This is a genomic window from Fluviicola taffensis DSM 16823, from assembly GCF_943372375.1.
GTDB lineage: Bacteria > Bacteroidota > Bacteroidia > Flavobacteriales_D > Crocinitomicaceae > Fluviicola > Fluviicola taffensis_A.
The window spans coordinates 167,541-185,552 of sequence record NZ_CALRYJ010000007.1; the positions used below are offsets into that span (position 1 = coordinate 167,541).

Below are 18,012 nucleotides of genomic sequence, written 5' to 3' on the forward strand. Positions count from 1 at the left end.
AACGACTAAATTTAATTTTTAAAAAGAAAACACCGTATATTTTGTCAGTTTTTTCAAAAAAAGTACAACCAGCACCTTTTTTGAATGGGAGAGTATCAGAAAGACCGTCAAGATTTGGCGGTCTTTCATTAAATCGGATTCTGCTTCTCTAAGCTCCTCCTAGTATTAGAAGGAGTAAGAGAGCAATTCCCAGCCGTGTGATCACGCGTTTCAATTTTGCCCGGAATGCCGGATTTAGAATGTTTTTCAAAATGTATTCCATGAAAATAAGTTACTAAATTTAACCGAGTTATGCTAATCTAATTACCAGATTGATCTACTAATTGGTTTATAGGCCGATCTTTCAAAATCAATTGACCCTTGATTAACCAGGATAATCCGAAAGCAAATAAGCAAATAGTTTCACCTATAAATATGAGTTTGTATTTAGCGTAAAAAGGTTCAAATCGGTTCAGGGAACAAGGAATTAAAGCGAGGATTGTGATAAAAATGATAAGACCGCATGCTTTAAACAAGTTCTGTTTCAATTTTCGGGGAGTTGTTTTGGGTTTGGAAAATTGAAAATAAGACATGTAACCAAGAAACAGGAAAAATAAAGCGGCGCTTACCAAATGAACCATACCCATTAAATCTGTGCTGTCACCGGGAATAATTTTGTGTGGGGAGGTTCCTTTTAGGAGTTCAAACTTATCAAGCGCTTCCATAGTCAAACCCGGATACGGAGGTGTTTTTGACACAATTTGATAATTGGGTAAAACAATATCGTGTTTAAAGCTTGTTGGAATAAAGGCCGTGATCAAACCGAAAATTCCTGCCAAATTAGTGATCCACCGATCTGTTTCGTCGCTTCCTTTGTAAGTTAAGAGGAACAAGGACATTGCACAGAGTGTCACAACAAACACATCTCTTAAACGGGTGTAATAATAGTTGCTGATGGATGATTCAATATGTCCGTTATTCCATACAATGGAACATATAATTAATACGATTGGAAGCCCGATTCCCATAAATCCGAGCATTTTCCGAAATGACATGTAATTAATGATCAATTCGTGTTCCCTACGAGGGGTCATTGGTTTTTTCATAAATAGTAGCTATTAATTCTCCCGACTCTTTTCATGGATTTTTGGGTTCCTCCGTTTCAAATCTCTTGGTTTATTTGTTCTAATAAAAGAGCCCTTTCCCCAAATAACCCGGGGATTTTTCCCGTGCCCGTTTTGTGTGAAATCACGACTTAAAAAATTGTTTTTCAGTGATTTAATATGGAGTTTTGATTCGAAACTTTAAACTTTATATTATGTACAAAGTATTACCAATTGATTTAGAAACGTTAATGAAACGAGTTAGTCCGAATTTTATGAAGGAAGATGCATTAAATCTGGAAACAGATGATGTTGATAGTGTCGAAGCTATTCGCAGATTAAATTACTTCCAGACCAATTTATTACTGAACAAAAAAACAGTTATGGATACAGCTGCTATTTTATCACGTGATAATGTAGATTTTTTATATGATAAAGTAGGTCCGCTCGCTACTAATAAGAAATGTATAACTGGTGTATTGGTCCACTTTGCCGATAAGATTAATGGCGGAGTTCACACTTTTCATCCAGTGTTTCAACCGGTCTTTCTTTCATTGAAACAATATGATGCATGTTCTATGACGTATGTATACGAAACAACACATAGTGATAAATACTATCACTTTTCGGGATCGGAGTTGGTACTTTGTATAGATGGTGAGGAGCAACAGTGGTTATTGGATTATGGAAAGTATACGACAATTAACCATAATAAAGATACGAGCAAACCATTCTCATCGGTTATTACAAATGTTGATACGGAAAGCCAGTTGTTTCCGTTCCAGTTGATCTATACGCTTATGGATGATAACCAAGCAGATCAAGTTATATTTAAGAATTGCATGACCGAATTTGTGCATGATCCTTCTATCGAGCTGAAGCACTCCTTGTTGATGTCTTCACCTGCAATTAACAACAACGGACCTTTCTTCAATAAATATGCGAATCGTTCTCACTTATGTCCACCATGTGGAAGATTTGGTTTTACATTGATATAAGTCTCAGATCGATTCAATAATTAATTTACCTTTAGCATGTCACCACATCACATTGAAACCGACATGCTTACACTATTTACGGAAATCTCATGTATCTCATTGGCCATTTTTTTTGGACTTCTTGCCTTTCGCAGGTTGGATCGCTTTTTTCAGATTCTCTTGCTTCAAGTAATTGTCTGGAGTTTGTTTTATACATTTTCCCATGTGATTACAAGTTACCAGCAAGCACATCAGTTGCCCATAGACAATCAGTGGCTGATGAACATACATTTGATGGTTGAAACAGGATTATTGCTCATTGCAGCATGGTTCATACTCCCGAAAATGCTCCGAACGGTTCTACCAATCGGAGCATTTTCTTTTTTTTTGATTGTTTTTGGAATTCAGGTTTGGAATCAGGGATTTGAGGATTATCTCAATTATGCAGATGTTGCTGCATGCATAGCCATTACCTTGGTTTTCTCCATGGTGTTGTTCACATTTGGTCAACGAGGAAATGTTCCATTTTGGACTTCCCCTGAAAAATGGGCATGTTTAGGCATCCTGCTTTATTTTGCCTGCAGTGTACCCTATGTTTCCATGATGCACTATCTGGAAATAAAAAACCCGGAGGTAAATACCTTTTTGTACTACTTAATCAGTGGTGTGCTGGCAAATGTCAGATACCTTTTATTGGCTCTTGCGTATGGGATGATTTATCGAAATGCTAAAAAACAAAAATCAAACTCATGAACGATATTATTTTAAGTATTGTTGCTGCTACACTGCTCATTTTGCTCTTGATTGCCGGAATTGCAATCACTTTTTTCATATCAAGCCGACAACGGATGCGCCAGGAACAAATCCTGATAGAAACAAAGTTGGCTTTTGAGCGGGAATTGCGCCAGGTAGAAACCGAGGTCAGTGAACACGTAATGGGTCAGTTTGCAAATGAATTGCATGATAACATCGGTCAAAAGCTCACGGCCATTCATTTTGAGATTGAAAGTCTAAAATTGGATCGACCGCATAATAAGGACGAATACAAACCATTGGAAATTTATCTCGATGAGGCGACTCAGCAACTGAAATTGTTGAGTAAAACGCTAAACAATGAATTTGTGGCTTATAGTGGTTTGCATTCTTCGATTCAAGTGGAAGTCAATCGTATGAATCACAGAGGAAGGGACTCATTTATTGTTCATCTGGATGCTGATTCTACCATTTCTGTTCTAAAGAAAGAGGAAGAATTGATGGTGTTTCGGATCTTTCAGGAAATCCTTCAAAATGTGATGAAGCACTCCGCAGCAAAAAATGTATTTATCCGATTGAGATCGAATTCAGAAGGATTTGAATTGCGAGTAAAAGACGATGGGAAAGGATTTGATTATGTGGAAGTTTTCAAGCAAAATAAAGCTTCCGGACTTCGGAATATATTAAAACGAGCTTCCCTGGCTCAACTGGAATGTAAAATTCAAACAAAAGTAGGAGAGGGGACAAGTTATATTCTAAAAAAATCACCAAATTAGTAGTCATTATAGCGAGCTACTATTCATGGAAAACCGAAACATTGTTCTAATTGACGACCACGTAATTGTCCGGAATGGACTGAAAGAACTCATTGAGAAATTAGGTCCTTACTCTGTAACAGCGCAATTTGATTCAGGAAATGCATTTCTAGATGCCTTACCCATCCAACCAAAACCGGATTTGGTAATTGTGGATTTGAACATGCCGGGAATGAGCGGATTCGAACTGGTTGAAAAAATCAAAAATTCGGAAAATGAGCAAGTAATTCTCATTTTAACTTTGGATAGCGACGAACAGACCATTATTCGCCTATTCAGAAATGGAGTCCGTGGATTTTTAAAGAAAAATTGCAGTGCTGAAAGCTTAAAGAGCGCATTGGATTCCATCATGGCAACCGGTTACTACCACAATGAATTTTTAGCCCTTTCCTTGAGACTGGATACACAAGCAGCTAAACCTTCAGAACGAGATCAAATCCTGATGCAATTAACGCCACGCGAGCGCGAATTCCTCAAATGGGTTTGTCATGAAGAAGAATATGCCTACAAACAGATTGCTGAACAAATGCAAGTAAGTGAACGGACGGTTGATGGTTACCGCGAAACAATCTTTGATAAGTTTGCCATCAAATCAAAAACAGGATTGGTGTTATTTGTCTTAAAGCATCAGTTGTTTGATGAGTTGTAGCGATTTTGAAGTCAGGTCAGATTGATTCTTAACTAAACATTCGAAGATGTTTCATGTTATCCGCGAAATCTGCGTGAAGAAATGAGTGGGCATTTGCATTCTAGTAGATTATTTGTTTTTATAAACTTGAATTTTCCTTTCGAAGCCATCTCACTTCATCGTAAATCCCTTACGACCCCCATCACTATTTTTGTATTCAAATAAAATGAATCAAAAAAAACCATTAATTTCAACCAGTACCTTAAACTATTTACAATGAAAACATTAACTCTTGCATTTGTGCATGGATACAGTGTCACGAATCTGGACACTTACGGAGAAATGCCTTTACGTCTCATGCAGGAAGCCGGCACTTATGGCTACCAACTCAAAATCGAACACATTTTCCTGGGGCGTTACATCAGTTTCAATGACGAAGTGCGTTTGGAAGATATCGCCCGTGCGATGGAACAAGCCGTACAGGAACAAATGATCCCGACTTTGGCGGCTGGAGAGCGCTTTGCTTGTATCACGCATTCTACCGGTGGACCGCTTGTAAGAACTTGGTGGAATAATTACTACAAAGATCAAAAGAAGACTTGTCCGATGAGCCACTTGGTGATGCTTGCTCCTGCAAATCATGGATCGGCACTTGCTCAATTAGGGAAAAGTCGTTTGAGTCGCATCAAATCGTGGTTTGATGGGGTAGAACCCGGACAACGTGTGCTCAATTGGCTGGAACTGGGAAGTGGTGAAGCATGGAAATTGAACAAGGATTGGATCCAGAACGGCCAAAAATACATCGGTCCGAATGGGATTTTCCCATTTTCATTGATCGGGCAAGATATCGACCGCAAATTGTACGATCACCTGAATTCCTACACAGGAGAACTTGGAAGCGATGGAGTTGTGCGTGTCGCAGCAGCGAATCAGAATAGCCGGTATGTTAAATTGACCCAGGAAACACCCAAATTGGTAGGCGGGAAGTGGCAAGCTGCTAATTTGGAAATCTCAGAATTCACCGAAGCGCCATCAACTCCTTTCAGAGTCGTGACTTACAAATCGCATTCAGGAGAAGAAATGGGAATTATGCGAAGTCCAAAAAAGGATCCAAAAGATCCATTAGGCACTGAAGTTGTCAATGCGATCTTCCGTTGTATAGCAGTCGCGACGGATACAGATTATAAAAAAGTGACGGCAGATTTTGCAAAAGAGACCAGTAATGTTCAGGAAAAAGGGTTGGTAGAAGAAGACAAACGACTTTTCGGGAAGAAATACTTTGTGCACGACCGTTACTCCATGATCTTATTCCGATTGGTGGATTCTGAAGGACATGCAGTAACCGATTTCGACCTGATCCTCACTGGAGAAAACCACGATCCGAATGGATTACCCTCCGGTTTTTTCGCAGACAGACAGTGCAATGGGGTCAATAAATCCACCGTTACTTATTTCTTCAACTACGATGTACTTCATGGAAGAAAATCGATGACCGTAAATGGATACAAACTGGATGAATTGAAGGGGATCAGCAAGCTTGGATTGATTATTCGGCCAAGACCGGATGATGGATTTATCCGATACCTTCCGTGTGAAATAATCGCTTCAAAAGAGCTTTTTGAAAAGGCATTACAACCCAATTCAACAACCATGATCGATATTTGTATCCAACGTGTTGTGAGCAATGAGGTATTCCGTTTCGAGAAAGTGAGTAATACTTCCGGAGTGCAGAAAGTGAGCTTCAAGAAAGTAGCTCCCGGAAACGGAATTGTTAAGTGATTTAAAAACGGATTAATCTAGAAACAGTAGAGGTGAAAAATTTTTCACCTCTACTGTTTTTGTCTAGCTATTTCTTCTGCATGACTTTCAACAAACGTTGTTCTGCTTTGGATTTGATCGCTTCAGTTTTCTTGAAGGTGTTTCCTTGCGAATCAAGCAGATATCCCTGGAAACTGTGACTCAGATAAATCGGAGAAACATTGTTCGTATCAGTGAACGACTGGGAACTGTGACAGGAGAAACAATTCGCCAGGGTTCCTACATTGATTTGACTGATATTAGTTTCAAAGGTCTGAGTGAAGGTTTCCATCGTGACATTGGCACAATTCAAACTACCGCGTGCATAACTGCCGGGCGATGCGTTTCCGATACCTCCCGACAAACTATCGATCAGCTGAGCTTGTTGCAATGGAGTCTTCCCGTCTGTGTTCAACCAAATAGATCCGTTGTAGAAGTAATTTGCCCACACATCTTTTAATTGTGATTTCACACATTGGTTGATTCCATCGACATTTTGGAAATCAGCCGGTTCCTGTTGCGAAGTGTTCATAAACGAACCATTCGGATTGCGGGGAATTCCGTATTGGAAAAGGTCGAACACTTGATTTGGAGTTTGTCCCAACATCGTGGAAGAATTGTAAACAACCCCGTTAATTCCGCTGACAGTACCTTTTTTGAACAAGAGTTGTTCCGAATCCGAACTTGCGGAATTGGCCTTCCAATCATAATCAGGTGACAGATCATCGTGCTCAAACGTTGCCCAAATGAATTCAGGATGATTTTGAACTACTCCAACCACATGCATTCCAATTAAGGCAACTTCCGTGTTTGTAAAAGAAACTCCGTTGTTCGTGGAAAGCGATGCAGTGGTCGTGTAATAATCCGATTGCTTGGAAGCCGGGATTGCTGAAAGGGGAACCCAGGCTACTTTCAATTCAAACGAACCAACCGGGAATGAAGCAACATTCTTTGCCGGTAGTTTCCCGCTTTTAAGCTTTGAAGCAAAACGGAGTCCCGCAGCATACATGGTTTGATTCATGTGAATCGAATAGTAAACCATTGCACCCGTTCCATTGTTGTAATTCGGATTGGTCTGTAGTACGGCGCTTGCAAATCCTGCTTGTGCCGTATCCTGGAGCACAACAGATGTTCCACCAGGAACGGAAATCGATCCCATGTGAGAAGTGACTTGTCTCACCTTCCCTTGATTCAGGAATAAGGGATTTCCACCTTTATCCGGTTTGGTGAGCCACAAGAATTTGTTCCAGGACCATTGGTGAAAAATTTGATTCGTTGTACTGGAGGCGTCAAATGGACTTCCGATTCCTTCTTCAGGAGCAGGTGTTTGAGCATGTGGGAACCAACTTGGATTTACCAAGCAAAGAGAATCTGGCGAGTCACTTCCGTTCGAATAGCCGATATTCTCGACCTTTTCATCCGTTCCGGAAGTGCAATTGGTGAGAATGGCTAAACCAATAATAGCTAGCCCTCCCAAGCTTAGGGTTAAAGTGTTCTTTTTCATGAATAGTGTTGTTTTAAGTTGGAACTAAGTTAGAATAAAATTTGAACTGGGATGCAGGTATTTTTACTTGGTTTTAACTAAAACTTGAATAAAAGAGTATAAATCAGGAGGATTTATACTCTTCATTTTTCTGGAGAATTAAATCAATCCCTTTAAATCTTCATTACTGGAAATATTGCAACCAGGATAATCAATATCTGAAAGCGTTGGGTTTTCGTATTTCCATAGAAGGAAATGATTGGTACAGTAATTTTTCCAATCCGGAGCTGATTTGTCAACAACAAACAACATGGCTCCAATTTGGTAATCAATCCCAGAATGATCAAAAATTGGAGAAATATCGCCATGCTCTCCAACTAGTTTGAAACTAATTTTCCAATGTCCAAAACCCGCACCTGCATTCGGTCCCATCCGAAAGTTGATTTCATTTTTTAGTGGATTTGGTAAGGGTAATGCTGCGAAAACATTAGTACATGGGGCGTACCCTCCCGCATCATAGATTTGTTTACCATCTACAGTTGCTGTAAACCAATTAGAATGGTTTTTCTCAATAATTAAAATTGAATACATGATAATGACTTTTTTGTTATAAATGCCTACTCTTTTATTGGATTTTCAGCTTCTTCCCATAGCACAAACATCTTTTTTATTGGGGAGATAGAAAAGGTGATTTTTCACGAAGTAAGGGGTGATTTTTCAGGGGGGGATAAACGGGGTTAATCCATATTTAAAACTCTGATAATCAAAACTTTGTTTTTGTAGATTTGAAGAAATAATTAAATTTTTAAGTATGGCAAATTATATCCAAATTAATTTAGAAGATCTGGCATTGAATGAAGATTCTTTAAATCTTGAGGCTGATGATGTTAGTAGTCCAGAATCTAAAAGAAGACAGGTTTCTTTTAAAGACAGGCTTTTAATAGACGGGAGTGTAGTACCTCCAGAAGCTGCCAGAATACCAAAATCAGAAATTGATGTTCTATATAGTAAAGTAAACCATTTAGCCAATATCGAATGTGTTGCAGGATTATTGGTTCATTTTGCCTGTAAGAATAATGCAGGAGTTTTTGAGTTTATTCCTTTGTTTCAACCGATTTTATTACAGTTTTATGATTATGATCCAATATCTTTAACTGATATTTATTCATTGAAAGATCAAGGAAAAGTTTATTATTTTTCAGGTGCACGATTTGTAGAATGCAGAAAAGAGGATGAACATGATGAAGAAATGGAATGGAGAAACAATTATAGAAGTAATCATACAACTATAAAGCGTGCTATTGACATAACACAACCATTTTCGCCGTTTATTTCTAGTATAGACTCGGAAAGTCAACTCTTTCCATTTCAATTAATTTATGCATTAATGCGAGACAATAATAATGATGAGATTGTTTTTACAAATTGTATGTCCGAGTTTAGAAAAAATCCCAGTGTTTTCTTCAAACACTCCATGTTCTTATCATCTCCTCCTAAAATGGGCGGTGGTGGAGATTTTTATGGGAAACATGCTAATCGTTCACATTTGTGTCCCCCATGCATTGATAGATTTGGATTTTCTGTAAATCATTTGTAGTAGGAAATATTTAATGTTTGTATTTATTCAAACCGGGCCCTTAGAAAGAGCTCGGTTTTCTGCTTTCATTATGAATATTTCTTCTTTACTTGTTTCCCAAGTGATCATAAACTTTTCCAAAAGCTGCTTGTTTCGGATTGATCAGTAATTTTTGATATTCCAAAGCTTTTAGTTCAGCTTCCAGTTGAGCCCGAATACCTGCATATTCCGAATCGTAAGCCAAATTGGTGATTTCCTCTAAATCGGTTTTCATATTGTACAATTCGTATTCGTCGGGATAAGCACCCAAAGCATCAAAATAGTGATTGAACTTCCACTCTTCGGTTCGGATACTTCGTAGGCGATTTGCTGCCTTTACAGCGGAAGGAATACTATTGGATCCCGCTTTGGTATCATCGTATGTAAAGAGAATCGCTTCTTGTACCGGCGCATTTTCCTGAAGTAATGGCGTGAGATCAACTCCTTTTAATCCGGAAGGTGGAGTAGCTCCTGTCAATTGTGCAATGGTAGGCATAAGATCAATCAATGAAGCCAGATGAAAGGTGTTTTTATGGGATTCCGATTCGTCAGCAGGAAATAAGATAGGATTGGAAATGATCAGTGGGACGCGCAAAGCTTCTTCATAAGCAACAAAGGCTTTTTGACGCATACCTCCATGAGCCATTCCCATTTCTCCGTGATCTGCAGTGCGAATAACAATGGCTTGATTCGCAAGAGAATAACCTTGTTCGTCTTCCAGATAAAGTGCTTTCAGGAAAAAACCAATTTCTTTGTCTACCCATTTTAACATGTTACCGTAGAAATTGATGTATTTTGTCTTGTCCGAATCGGTTGGCAAAGGTCCAAGTAAACTTGCGGCAGTTACTACCGTTTGGGCTTGTGCCATCGGTTTTTTATTGAGTAATAAATCTTCGCTAACAGATTTGGGTAGCCCAATATCTCCCTCCAGAAAGTAGTCGTTGTAACCGTAGTCAAAACCACTTGGATAACACAATACATCGTGCGGATTTACCAGCGAAACAACCAAACAATAAGGTTGATTATCTCCCTTCGAGCGTCGGTATCTGACTTGTTCCAAAAACTCAATGCTTTGCTGGACATATTCCTTGTCATGATTCGCAAATCCACCACCGAAATTCTCCGGTTTTGTATCTTCTCCTGCATCAGGGGGTAACCAGCCTTTGAAGCCGTAAAGAGCAACATCGGATGCTGTTAATCCATTTTCTCCCTCTCCTTTGCTCATGTGCCATTTTCCACGGTATTGCACATCGTATCCATCGGAAATCAGCATGCGAGCCATGTTGGGTAACGAATTGTCCAATTGCACTTCTGCAGGAGAAAGGTTTCCTCCAAAAGTTAATGTTTGTGTGACTTGGTGTTGAGCGGGATAAGTTCCGGTAAACAAAGTAGCACGACTTGGAGAACACATACAGCTATTGCAATATGCGCGATCAAAACTAAATCCGCGTTGTTTTAAGAAGGTTAAACTTTTTAAATGTTCTTGTTCCCAACCTATCGGGAAATGTTGGGTTGCTCGTTCTTGATCGGTAATGATCAAAATAATGTCCGGTTTCGCCAGACTGCTCAGACGTTCAGTGAAATTCATAGGGTTTATTTTACAGTGAATAATGGGTGCACCGAATTTGTTCTATTCGATGCAGAATAAAGATAATTAAAAGCAGATACAAAAAACAAATGAAAATTTTTTCAATGAATTGAAAATCATTCGTGAGTGCCCTAATCTTCAATTCATAATCGGAAAGAACAAGTTATAGGGATTACCAATTCATCCATTCGATGTAAAAATGATTTTTTTGTGTAGAATTGTTTACTGAAGAAAGGGGATAATCCTACAGAAATCCGGTCGTTTAATTTGTAATTAAAAATGAGTCCTGCACCGGGTTGGAAATAACTGAAGTTCTCCGATTTGGGCTGTTGGATATCGAGCACACGAATCTCTTTAAGACTAAGGGACGAATAAACGTTGCAGGACAAACGAAGATCCGCCGCGGCAGAAAATTTTCCGATTTTCAGGAATTCGAAATTGGTTCCCAGCGAGATCAGCATGGATCGTGTTTGATAGTGGACATGTACATCTTTTGCCAGGAAACAACTATTGGCACCGTCGTCACGAATATGTTCAAAAGGAACCTTTTCACCATTTGCCACATAGGTGAAATAATCCATCTCCGTAATCGCCAGGTTGTAATTGAATTGTGTTTGCTTTTGGTTGAAAGCAAATCCGGCATAAATTTGGAATCGGTTGCCAATTTTAAAACGACCTTGCAATCCAAGCTCAAACCCGGAAGAAGCAAACGAACGGTTACTTAATTGTCCGGAAGTGAAATAATCCTTCAAAACCGCAGCGTTATATAAAGAAGGACCGCCATAAATCCCAAGCGAGAATGGAGAATTCCGTTTGGATTCGTTCAATTCGTGTGAACTTTCCGGAAAGTCCCTTTGGATGATTGCCAGAATTTCGTCGTAGCTCAGATCTTTTTTCAGAATCGGATCCATCTTTGTTTCAACTTCACTATTCGACAGTTGCTGCTGTTTTTCCGGAGTTAACTGAATGATCGGGTCTTCAGTTACTGGCAAAATCGGTTGATTCGCACCAGTGATCGCATGTTCAATCGCTGCTTTTTCAGAAGGCAAATTCCCGGTAGAAAGAAGGATTAAAGGGTTGGAATTCGGAGGTATAGTGTGATTGTATTTTCTGTTTTTTCGATGCGTGTTATTGGGATTAAATGGTTGATTTGAGATGACGAAACGGCCATTTTCGATCCTTTCAGCTCCAATCCCGTTGGTTATTGGAACGTTATATTGCGAATCCTCCTTTGTTTTAAAGAATTTTAGTGCCACAACTCCATCGTTTTCAACCTTTATCGTCACTTCTTTTCTTGACGCACTTATAGCAGCATGTTGCGAAAAAGAGGAATTTTGTGAATGTGCTTTTTCTCCTGAGAACGCAAGACCAAGCAAAAGAGCAATTAATAGCATACAGATTCCACCAAAAAGCCACCAGAAGAATCCGCGGCGTTTCTTTTCAGGAAAAAGTTCTTCCTCAATTCTGTCCCAAACAAAATCCGGAACATGTGCCGTTCCCTCTGACAATTGATCTTTCAGAACTTGGTTCAACTGTTTATGTTCGTTGTTTTTCATCATTGTTCCAGTTTAAGTTTCAATGCTGCTTTTGCTCTGGCAAGCTGAGATCGGGAAGTACTCTCTGTAATATTCAATAGTTCACTTATCTCGCGATGAGAATAATCCTCTAGAATAGAAAGGTTGATAATAGTGCGGTATCCGTCCGGAAGTTCTTTTAATGCGCGCAACAGGTTGGCTTCTGTTTCTTCCTTTTGCAAATAATCAGACTCTTCGGAAATGATCTGTGTTTGGTCCACTGATATTTCCGATTCAAATTGTTTTTGATCGATTCGAAGTTTGGCCAGGCAGTTATTCACTGCAATTCTCCGAACCCAGCCCTCAAAACTTCCTTGCCCGTTGAATGATTCTATTTTCCGATAAGCAGTTACAAAAGTTTCCTGTAACACATCCTGGGCATCGGCATCGTTTTTTAGATAGCGCAGACAGACATAATATAGTTTAGGTGAAAAAGCTTTATAAATAGCATTGAATGCTTCAGGATCACGAGAATCCCGAAACACATCAATGGCCTTATGGATAGAACTGAATTTCAAAAGGAATGGTAAAAAAGGAAAGGGTGAATTCCCCTTCCTTTAAGGGTTTTTAGGGTGTTTATTCGTGTGCAACACACATACTGCGCAATTCGGATTCAAACAAGTTTGCTCCGATCGTTACGGTTTCAAATTCAGGTCCGCGGATGATAATCGAATCGACTACTCCTGCAAAACTTTCCCCGGGGATTTGAGACATGAAGACCGTGCCCGGTTGGAAGTAGTGCTCCACGGTGTACCCGTAAGGACTTAAGAAGTAACTCAAGGAATCGGGAGTCGTAGAGATCAGTGGTGTTCCGGGAAACTGTACATTCACCAACGATGGGAAAGGGTTAGTATTGCTTGCAAAACGGGCGTGTGCAAAAGTGATTTTGTTGGAAACACAGGCAAGTGTATTTTCACTGTTGAATGCTATTGAAACGCCCCCCTGATACCCGTAAAAACCGGTTGGAGTTTCGCCTAGAATGGGACTCGGCCCCACTTGTTGACCGTCTATAAGGAAGGGAACCTGTTGTGAGTAAGGAGTCGCAATGATGAGGTTGTCTGTCCCCATTTCAAGTGTTTCTCCGAAACAGAAGGAGCAAGGTGTTTCTTCTGCGCACTTATTAACGGGTTCTGTTGGATTTTGCTTTTTACAGGCAATAGCTAAGAAGATTACCGCAGCAGAGGTAAAAATCGGGATTAAAAGTTTTCTTTTCATAATGCGTATTTTAAGGTGTTCTTCTTAGTAGAGAACAAAAACCTCTTTTCGCTGCACGGAAAGTGAAACTTTTTTTGAAAAAGAGAAGAAATGTGTGATTCATGTGATAATAGGACGCTGAAAATGGTGAAGTGGGTGCACGCGTTTTTTTAATTTTGGCATTAAAATTGTCTTTCCCGATTTATGAAAACAATCTACCTTCTTTTATTCCTGCTTGTTCAAACCCCGGCTCTTTTCGCTCAGTTGGATTGTAAAATGGTGGCACAAAGCGATGGCTCGACAGTGAAAAAGTGCTTTCATAAGAACGGAACAATTTCCACCATTGAAACGTGGGACAAAGACAAGCGCTTCGGGAATCTCAAAAGCTTCAATAATCAAGGCAAAGAATTGTTTTCTCATGGTTTGAGAACAATTGGAGGTCATGCTTCGGCTCAAATAACTTACTTTCCGAACGGACAGGTTAACAGCATCTACTACAGCGATGCACCGGATGGTGGAATTCAATATTACAATTCTACAACTCGATTTGATGAGGTTGGAAATCAACTATCTTTCGATGAAGATAAGTATCCCTATGAATTAGAGATTTTGGTTCCTGTTCGGGATACGGCTAAACCCCGCAGACCTGTTGTGGAGATCAATCAAGTGTTGGACCAACCAAAAGAAGAGCGAATTGATTTCCTGATTGTAAACAAAACCAGATTGGAACATGATGTATTGTTAGATTATGCGTTTCCCGGAAATGATACGGTATTGACAATCAATTCTAAAAAGAAAATTCATTACACCGTATTTACCGATGTGAAAAACTTTAGCTGGGAAAAGATGTTGCAAGTAACATTATTAGGAAACCGGAAAAGATTTGAACTTATTCGCGGAAAAGAGGAGGTAATGGATAATCGTAAAATAATTACCTGGTATCTGATCAAAAGTTGGAATTATAAAACCGAAGGTTACCACGAGAACCTATCAGGCGAAAAGTGAAAAAGTCGAATGATAGAAATTCGCAATTATTCCCACATTATTCCCTCAATTTTAACTTGTTTTGGGCATTTTAATCTCGTTTTAATACAAAATCAGCCCATTTTTCCTAATTTTAAGAATCATCACAAATAGGTTTTTTAGTTAGAACCGCAAATCCATTTTCATGGGACATGTTCCGGAGTTAATTATCGATTTGGCATTAATCTTAGGTGCAGCTGCTATAATGACGATCATTTTTAAGATGTTACGTCAGCCGGTTGTCCTAGGATATATCATTGCGGGAGTACTTGTCGGACCGTATTTCAACTTTTTCCCGACGGTCGTTGAATCCGATGGGATTAAAACCTGGGCAGAAATCGGGGTGATCTTCCTCTTATTCGGGTTGGGACTTGAGTTCAGTTTCAAAAAATTGTTGAAAGTCGGGAACGTGGCGGTTATCACTTCACTCATGGGTGTCGGGATGACTTTTCTGATCGGATACAACGTGGGGATCATCCTCGGCTGGAACATGATGGATAGCTTATTTATGGGGGGGATTCTCAGTATTGCTTCCACCACTATCATTTTCCGCGCGTTCGATGAATTGGGAGTGAAAAGTCAAAAATTTGCGGGAATTGTATTGGGTGCGCTGATTATCGAAGACTTGGTGGCAGTTGTCCTGATGGTAATTCTGTCTACCGTCTCCATTAGTCGCTCGTTTCAAGGGATAGAAATGATCTACTCCATTATAAAACTCATCTTCTTCCTGGTATTGTGGTTCGTTTCCGGAATTTTCTTTCTGCCAACCATTTTCAAACAATTGAAAAAATACCTGAACGATGAAACGCTTCTTGTACTTTCACTGGCCTTGTGTTTTTTAATGGTGGTCCTGTCTTCTCAAGCCGGATTTTCACCTGCATTGGGCGCATTCATCATGGGTTCGATCTTGGCGGAAACACCAAAAGTGGAGAGAATTGAGCATTTGGTGCAGTCAGTAAAAAATTTGTTCGGAGCCATTTTCTTCGTTTCAGTTGGCATGTTACTCGACCCAAAAATGTTGGTAGACTATGCTTTACCCATTGCAATTTCAACCGTGGTGCTTTTAATTGGGAAACCCATCTTTGCTACAATTGGGGCACTTCTTGCCGGCCAACCGATTAAAGTGGCTGTCCAAACCGGAATGAGTTTGTCCCAAATCGGAGAGTTCTCATTTATCATCGCGACATTGGGTGTCACATTGAAAGTGACAAGCGATTTTTTGTATCCGGTTGCAGTAGCCGTTTCAGTAATAACGACATTTACGACACCATACATGATCAAGTTCTCAGGAAGCATGTCGGATTGGGTGACCTTGAAAATGCCGTTGAAATGGAAGAATCGTCTGTACAAGTATAGTTTGGGAACACAACAGGTGAACGAAGCAAGTGATTGGAAAAAACTCATTCGCTTTTACCTGATAAATACCCTCGTTTTTTCAGTGGTAATCATCAGCATCATCTTGTTGTCTGATCGTTTCCTTGCTCCCTTTTTCGATGAGAGTGAATGGAAAGATTTACTGGTCGTCGTCATCACCTTATTGATGATCGCACCGTTTTTGTATGCCCTGGCATTCAGACGCGGTCCTTCCCATATTTATGCAAGTATTTGGTTGAAACCACTTTACCGCGGTCCGCTTTTAGGATTGATTATCTCGCGCATTGCATTGGCTATCTTCTTTGTCGGATTTGTATTTGCGAAATACTATTCCCCGCTGGTGGCACTTATCGGGGTTCTTGTAAGCGCATTGTTCTTCATCACACTAAGACATCGGATCAAGCGATTCTATGGTCGGATTGAATCCAGGTTCCTATTGAACCTGCACGAACGAGAACGGGCTCAAAAGGAAAAGAATTACCTTGCTCCTTGGGATTCTCATCTTACAACTTTCACATTGGATGCGCGCTCGCCCATCATCGGGTTGCCTTTAAGTACGATGAAATTGCGCGAGAATTTTGGAATCAACATCGTGATCATAGAGCGCGGAGATACCACGATCAACATCCCAAGACAAGAAAGCGTCCTTTACCCGAATGATGTGATTTCAGTCATTGGAACAGACGAACAATTGACTTTATTCACGAATTACATTACCGTTTCGGAAACACAAATTGAATCGAAAGCAGATTCCTCTCAGGTTGGATTACATTCATTCTCCATTCCGGAAGATTCGAATCTGATCGGACAAACGATGCGTCATTCCAGGATGCGTGAAATGTGTAAAGGAATCGTTGTTGGATTGGAACGAGACGATAACCGAATGGTAAATCCGGATCCGGATATCACTTTTGAGGCGGATGATGTGATCTGGATTGTCGGGTCGAATAAACGAATCCAGATTTATTTGCGGGATCTTCTCAAGAATGAGTAGGGTCTCCAAAGCGGCTGATATGTGAATCCTTCGGAATTTCCTGACCGTGAAGCAGGTGGTTTACCAATTCATTCATCAGAAGCGGAGCAAGCATGTACCCTTTTGCACCTAACCCATTTGCAATAACCATTTTCGGAAAATTCGGATGCCTTCCCAACAAAGGTCTTCGGTCCAAAACGGTTGGACGAACGCCGGCATGGTGTTCCAAAACAGTGTACGGTTCGCTGGTAAGTGATTTCAAATTTTCAGTAATTGTATTCAATCCTTCTTCGGTAGGTATCGTGTTGTCCGTATCCCAAACATAGGTGGAACCGACTTTAAACTGATGGTTCCCCAATGGAAGCAGGAAACATTTGCGATTCAATGATTCATTGGAATACATTGTCTCAGATTGAATGGTCAATACTTCGCCTTTTGTCTGCTGCAAAGGTAAATACCCGAAAAGCGGATTGTAGGTTGAATCTTTTCCTTCTGCGAAAACAATGAATTCGTACTCCGTTCCTTTATAAATGGAATTTTCAGCATCCAGTTCGTCGTGATTGAAGGTTTCTTCCAAAAGGATTCCCCGCGAACGGAAATGCTTCTGATTTGCCTCAATGAAACTTTTCGCCTCAATGTATGAAGCTTGTTTTACGCGACCGGTACCAAATGTGTTTTGTTCCAAAGGAAATTCCAGATCTTCTTTCGTCAACTCCTCCATATAATCGGAATACTCCGGAAGCAGTTGCTTTTTTTTCCAAAATTCCAGTTCCTGTTCGGAAGGGAATAAGCGACGAATCACCAAAGGTCGGAAAAAGGAAACGCCAATTGTTTGCTCTATTTCACGGTATTTACCGTAAGCAAAAGGAATGAATTCGGAAACCCGCCAACTCAAAGTCATTCTCCTGAAGACTAACGGATTGATTATTCCGGCGGCAACAGCAGAAGAAACATTTTTTCCGTTGTCAATAACGTACACTTCGCAATCAGCTTGAAGAAATTCATGCGTCAGGCAAATTCCTGCAACCCCACATCCTACAACCAAAATTTTCATGATACAAAGGTGTTGAAAAAGTTCACACTTCGACTACGCTCAGTGTACTTAAATTTAGTGGGGGGAAGGTGACTGAGCGCAG

At 40.0% G+C, this 18,012-nt stretch carries 16 protein-coding genes; 8 read left to right on the forward strand and 8 right to left on the reverse strand.

Features of this window, described 5'->3' with window-relative positions; translation table 11 throughout:
* Nucleotides 1-299 precede the first annotated feature (299 nt).
* A complete protein-coding gene (locus AAG807_RS11695; RefSeq protein WP_341903941.1) occupies nucleotides 300-1,085 on the reverse strand; it encodes a hypothetical protein in 786 nt (261 codons plus the stop codon).
* Between the two features lie 212 nt (nucleotides 1,086-1,297).
* On the opposite strand from AAG807_RS11695, the gene AAG807_RS11700 reads away from it, so the two are divergent.
* The 5 genes from AAG807_RS11700 to AAG807_RS11720 all read left to right on the forward strand — a co-directional run bounded on the left by AAG807_RS11700 (nucleotide 1,298) and on the right by AAG807_RS11720 (nucleotide 6,034).
* On the forward strand, nucleotides 1,298-2,080 hold the full coding sequence (locus AAG807_RS11700; RefSeq protein ID WP_341903944.1) for a hypothetical protein: 783 nt from the start codon (nucleotides 1,298-1,300) through the stop codon (nucleotides 2,078-2,080).
* 36 nt (nucleotides 2,081-2,116) lie between these two features.
* On the forward strand, nucleotides 2,117-2,812 hold the full coding sequence (locus tag AAG807_RS11705; protein WP_341903946.1) for a hypothetical protein: 696 nt from the start codon (nucleotides 2,117-2,119) through the stop codon (nucleotides 2,810-2,812).
* On the forward strand, nucleotides 2,809-3,588 hold the full coding sequence (locus tag AAG807_RS11710; protein WP_341903949.1) for an ATP-binding protein: 780 nt from the start codon (nucleotides 2,809-2,811) through the stop codon (nucleotides 3,586-3,588). Before AAG807_RS11705 ends, AAG807_RS11710 begins: the two co-directional genes overlap by 4 nt.
* A gap of 25 nt (nucleotides 3,589-3,613) precedes the next feature.
* Nucleotides 3,614-4,276, forward strand: coding sequence for a response regulator transcription factor (locus AAG807_RS11715; protein ID WP_341903952.1), 663 nt, complete (start codon nucleotides 3,614-3,616; stop codon nucleotides 4,274-4,276).
* Nucleotides 4,277-4,531: 255 nt separating this feature from the next.
* Entirely contained in the window at nucleotides 4,532-6,034 is a 1,503-nt protein-coding gene (locus tag AAG807_RS11720; protein WP_341903955.1) for a hypothetical protein, read from the forward strand.
* Between the two features lie 67 nt (nucleotides 6,035-6,101).
* Here AAG807_RS11720 and AAG807_RS11725 read toward each other — a convergent pair whose 3' ends face one another.
* On the reverse strand, nucleotides 6,102-7,556 hold the full coding sequence (locus AAG807_RS11725) for a hypothetical protein (RefSeq protein WP_341903957.1): 1,455 nt from the start codon (nucleotides 7,554-7,556) through the stop codon (nucleotides 6,102-6,104).
* Nucleotides 7,557-7,694: 138 nt separating this feature from the next.
* Nucleotides 7,695-8,126 carry a hypothetical protein gene (locus AAG807_RS11730; protein ID WP_341903960.1) on the reverse strand — a complete coding sequence of 144 codons (432 nt, stop codon included), beginning with the start codon at nucleotides 8,124-8,126 and terminating at the stop codon, nucleotides 7,695-7,697.
* Between the two features lie 220 nt (nucleotides 8,127-8,346).
* Here AAG807_RS11730 and AAG807_RS11735 point away from each other — a divergent pair, with 220 nt between their 5' ends.
* On the forward strand, nucleotides 8,347-9,132 hold the full coding sequence (locus tag AAG807_RS11735) for a hypothetical protein (protein WP_341903962.1): 786 nt from the start codon (nucleotides 8,347-8,349) through the stop codon (nucleotides 9,130-9,132).
* An 85-nt stretch (nucleotides 9,133-9,217) separates the two neighbouring features.
* Here the strand turns inward: AAG807_RS11735 and AAG807_RS11740 are convergent, their stop codons facing one another.
* The 4 genes from AAG807_RS11740 to AAG807_RS11755 all read right to left on the reverse strand — a co-directional run bounded on the left by AAG807_RS11740 (nucleotide 9,218) and on the right by AAG807_RS11755 (nucleotide 13,527).
* Entirely contained in the window at nucleotides 9,218-10,738 is a 1,521-nt protein-coding gene (locus tag AAG807_RS11740) for a sulfatase-like hydrolase/transferase (RefSeq protein ID WP_341903964.1), read from the reverse strand.
* 143 nt (nucleotides 10,739-10,881) lie between these two features.
* Nucleotides 10,882-12,297, reverse strand: a complete 1,416-nt coding sequence (locus tag AAG807_RS11745) for an outer membrane beta-barrel protein (protein ID WP_341903967.1) — start codon at nucleotides 12,295-12,297, stop codon at nucleotides 10,882-10,884.
* A complete protein-coding gene (locus tag AAG807_RS11750; RefSeq protein WP_341903968.1) occupies nucleotides 12,294-12,830 on the reverse strand; it encodes an RNA polymerase sigma factor in 537 nt (178 codons plus the stop codon). Before AAG807_RS11750 ends, AAG807_RS11745 begins: the two co-directional genes overlap by 4 nt.
* A 58-nt stretch (nucleotides 12,831-12,888) precedes the next feature.
* Nucleotides 12,889-13,527, reverse strand: a complete 639-nt coding sequence (locus AAG807_RS11755; protein ID WP_341903971.1) for a hypothetical protein — start codon at nucleotides 13,525-13,527, stop codon at nucleotides 12,889-12,891.
* A gap of 183 nt (nucleotides 13,528-13,710) precedes the next feature.
* Here AAG807_RS11755 and AAG807_RS11760 point away from each other — a divergent pair, with 183 nt between their 5' ends.
* Nucleotides 13,711-14,511, forward strand: a complete 801-nt coding sequence (locus AAG807_RS11760) for a hypothetical protein (protein WP_341903973.1) — start codon at nucleotides 13,711-13,713, stop codon at nucleotides 14,509-14,511.
* A gap of 163 nt (nucleotides 14,512-14,674) precedes the next feature.
* Complete coding sequence (locus AAG807_RS11765) at nucleotides 14,675-16,897, forward strand: cation:proton antiporter (protein WP_341903975.1); 2,223 nt, start codon at nucleotides 14,675-14,677, stop codon at nucleotides 16,895-16,897.
* On the opposite strand, the gene AAG807_RS11770 is transcribed toward AAG807_RS11765, so the two are convergent.
* The gene (locus tag AAG807_RS11770) at nucleotides 16,884-17,930 is read right to left on the reverse strand and encodes an FAD-dependent oxidoreductase (protein ID WP_341903977.1); all 1,047 of its coding nucleotides are present in this window, start codon (nucleotides 17,928-17,930) and stop codon (nucleotides 16,884-16,886) included. The two genes, AAG807_RS11765 and AAG807_RS11770, sit on opposite strands and share 14 nt — an antisense overlap.
* Between the last annotated feature and the right edge of the window lie 82 nt (nucleotides 17,931-18,012).

Excerpts from the sequence above, each read along its gene's own strand:
- AAG807_RS11695 (WP_341903941.1), bottom strand. The coding sequence starts at position 1,085 with ATGAAAAAACCAATGACCCCTCGTAGGGAACACGAATTGATCATTAAT.
- AAG807_RS11700 (WP_341903944.1), top strand. The coding sequence starts at position 1,298 with ATGTACAAAGTATTACCAATTGATTTAGAAACGTTAATGAAACGAGTT.
- AAG807_RS11705 (WP_341903946.1), top strand. The coding sequence starts at position 2,117 with ATGTCACCACATCACATTGAAACCGACATGCTTACACTATTTACGGAA.
- AAG807_RS11710 (WP_341903949.1), top strand. The coding sequence starts at position 2,809 with ATGAACGATATTATTTTAAGTATTGTTGCTGCTACACTGCTCATTTTG.
- AAG807_RS11715 (WP_341903952.1), top strand. The coding sequence starts at position 3,614 with ATGGAAAACCGAAACATTGTTCTAATTGACGACCACGTAATTGTCCGG.
- AAG807_RS11720 (WP_341903955.1), top strand. The coding sequence starts at position 4,532 with ATGAAAACATTAACTCTTGCATTTGTGCATGGATACAGTGTCACGAAT.
- AAG807_RS11725 (WP_341903957.1), bottom strand. The coding sequence starts at position 7,556 with ATGAAAAAGAACACTTTAACCCTAAGCTTGGGAGGGCTAGCTATTATT.
- AAG807_RS11730 (WP_341903960.1), bottom strand. The coding sequence starts at position 8,126 with ATGTATTCAATTTTAATTATTGAGAAAAACCATTCTAATTGGTTTACA.
- AAG807_RS11735 (WP_341903962.1), top strand. The coding sequence starts at position 8,347 with ATGGCAAATTATATCCAAATTAATTTAGAAGATCTGGCATTGAATGAA.
- AAG807_RS11740 (WP_341903964.1), bottom strand. The coding sequence starts at position 10,738 with ATGAATTTCACTGAACGTCTGAGCAGTCTGGCGAAACCGGACATTATT.
- AAG807_RS11745 (WP_341903967.1), bottom strand. The coding sequence starts at position 12,297 with ATGATGAAAAACAACGAACATAAACAGTTGAACCAAGTTCTGAAAGAT.
- AAG807_RS11755 (WP_341903971.1), bottom strand. The coding sequence starts at position 13,527 with ATGAAAAGAAAACTTTTAATCCCGATTTTTACCTCTGCTGCGGTAATC.
- AAG807_RS11760 (WP_341903973.1), top strand. The coding sequence starts at position 13,711 with ATGAAAACAATCTACCTTCTTTTATTCCTGCTTGTTCAAACCCCGGCT.
- AAG807_RS11765 (WP_341903975.1), top strand. The coding sequence starts at position 14,675 with ATGGGACATGTTCCGGAGTTAATTATCGATTTGGCATTAATCTTAGGT.
- AAG807_RS11770 (WP_341903977.1), bottom strand. The coding sequence starts at position 17,930 with ATGAAAATTTTGGTTGTAGGATGTGGGGTTGCAGGAATTTGCCTGACG.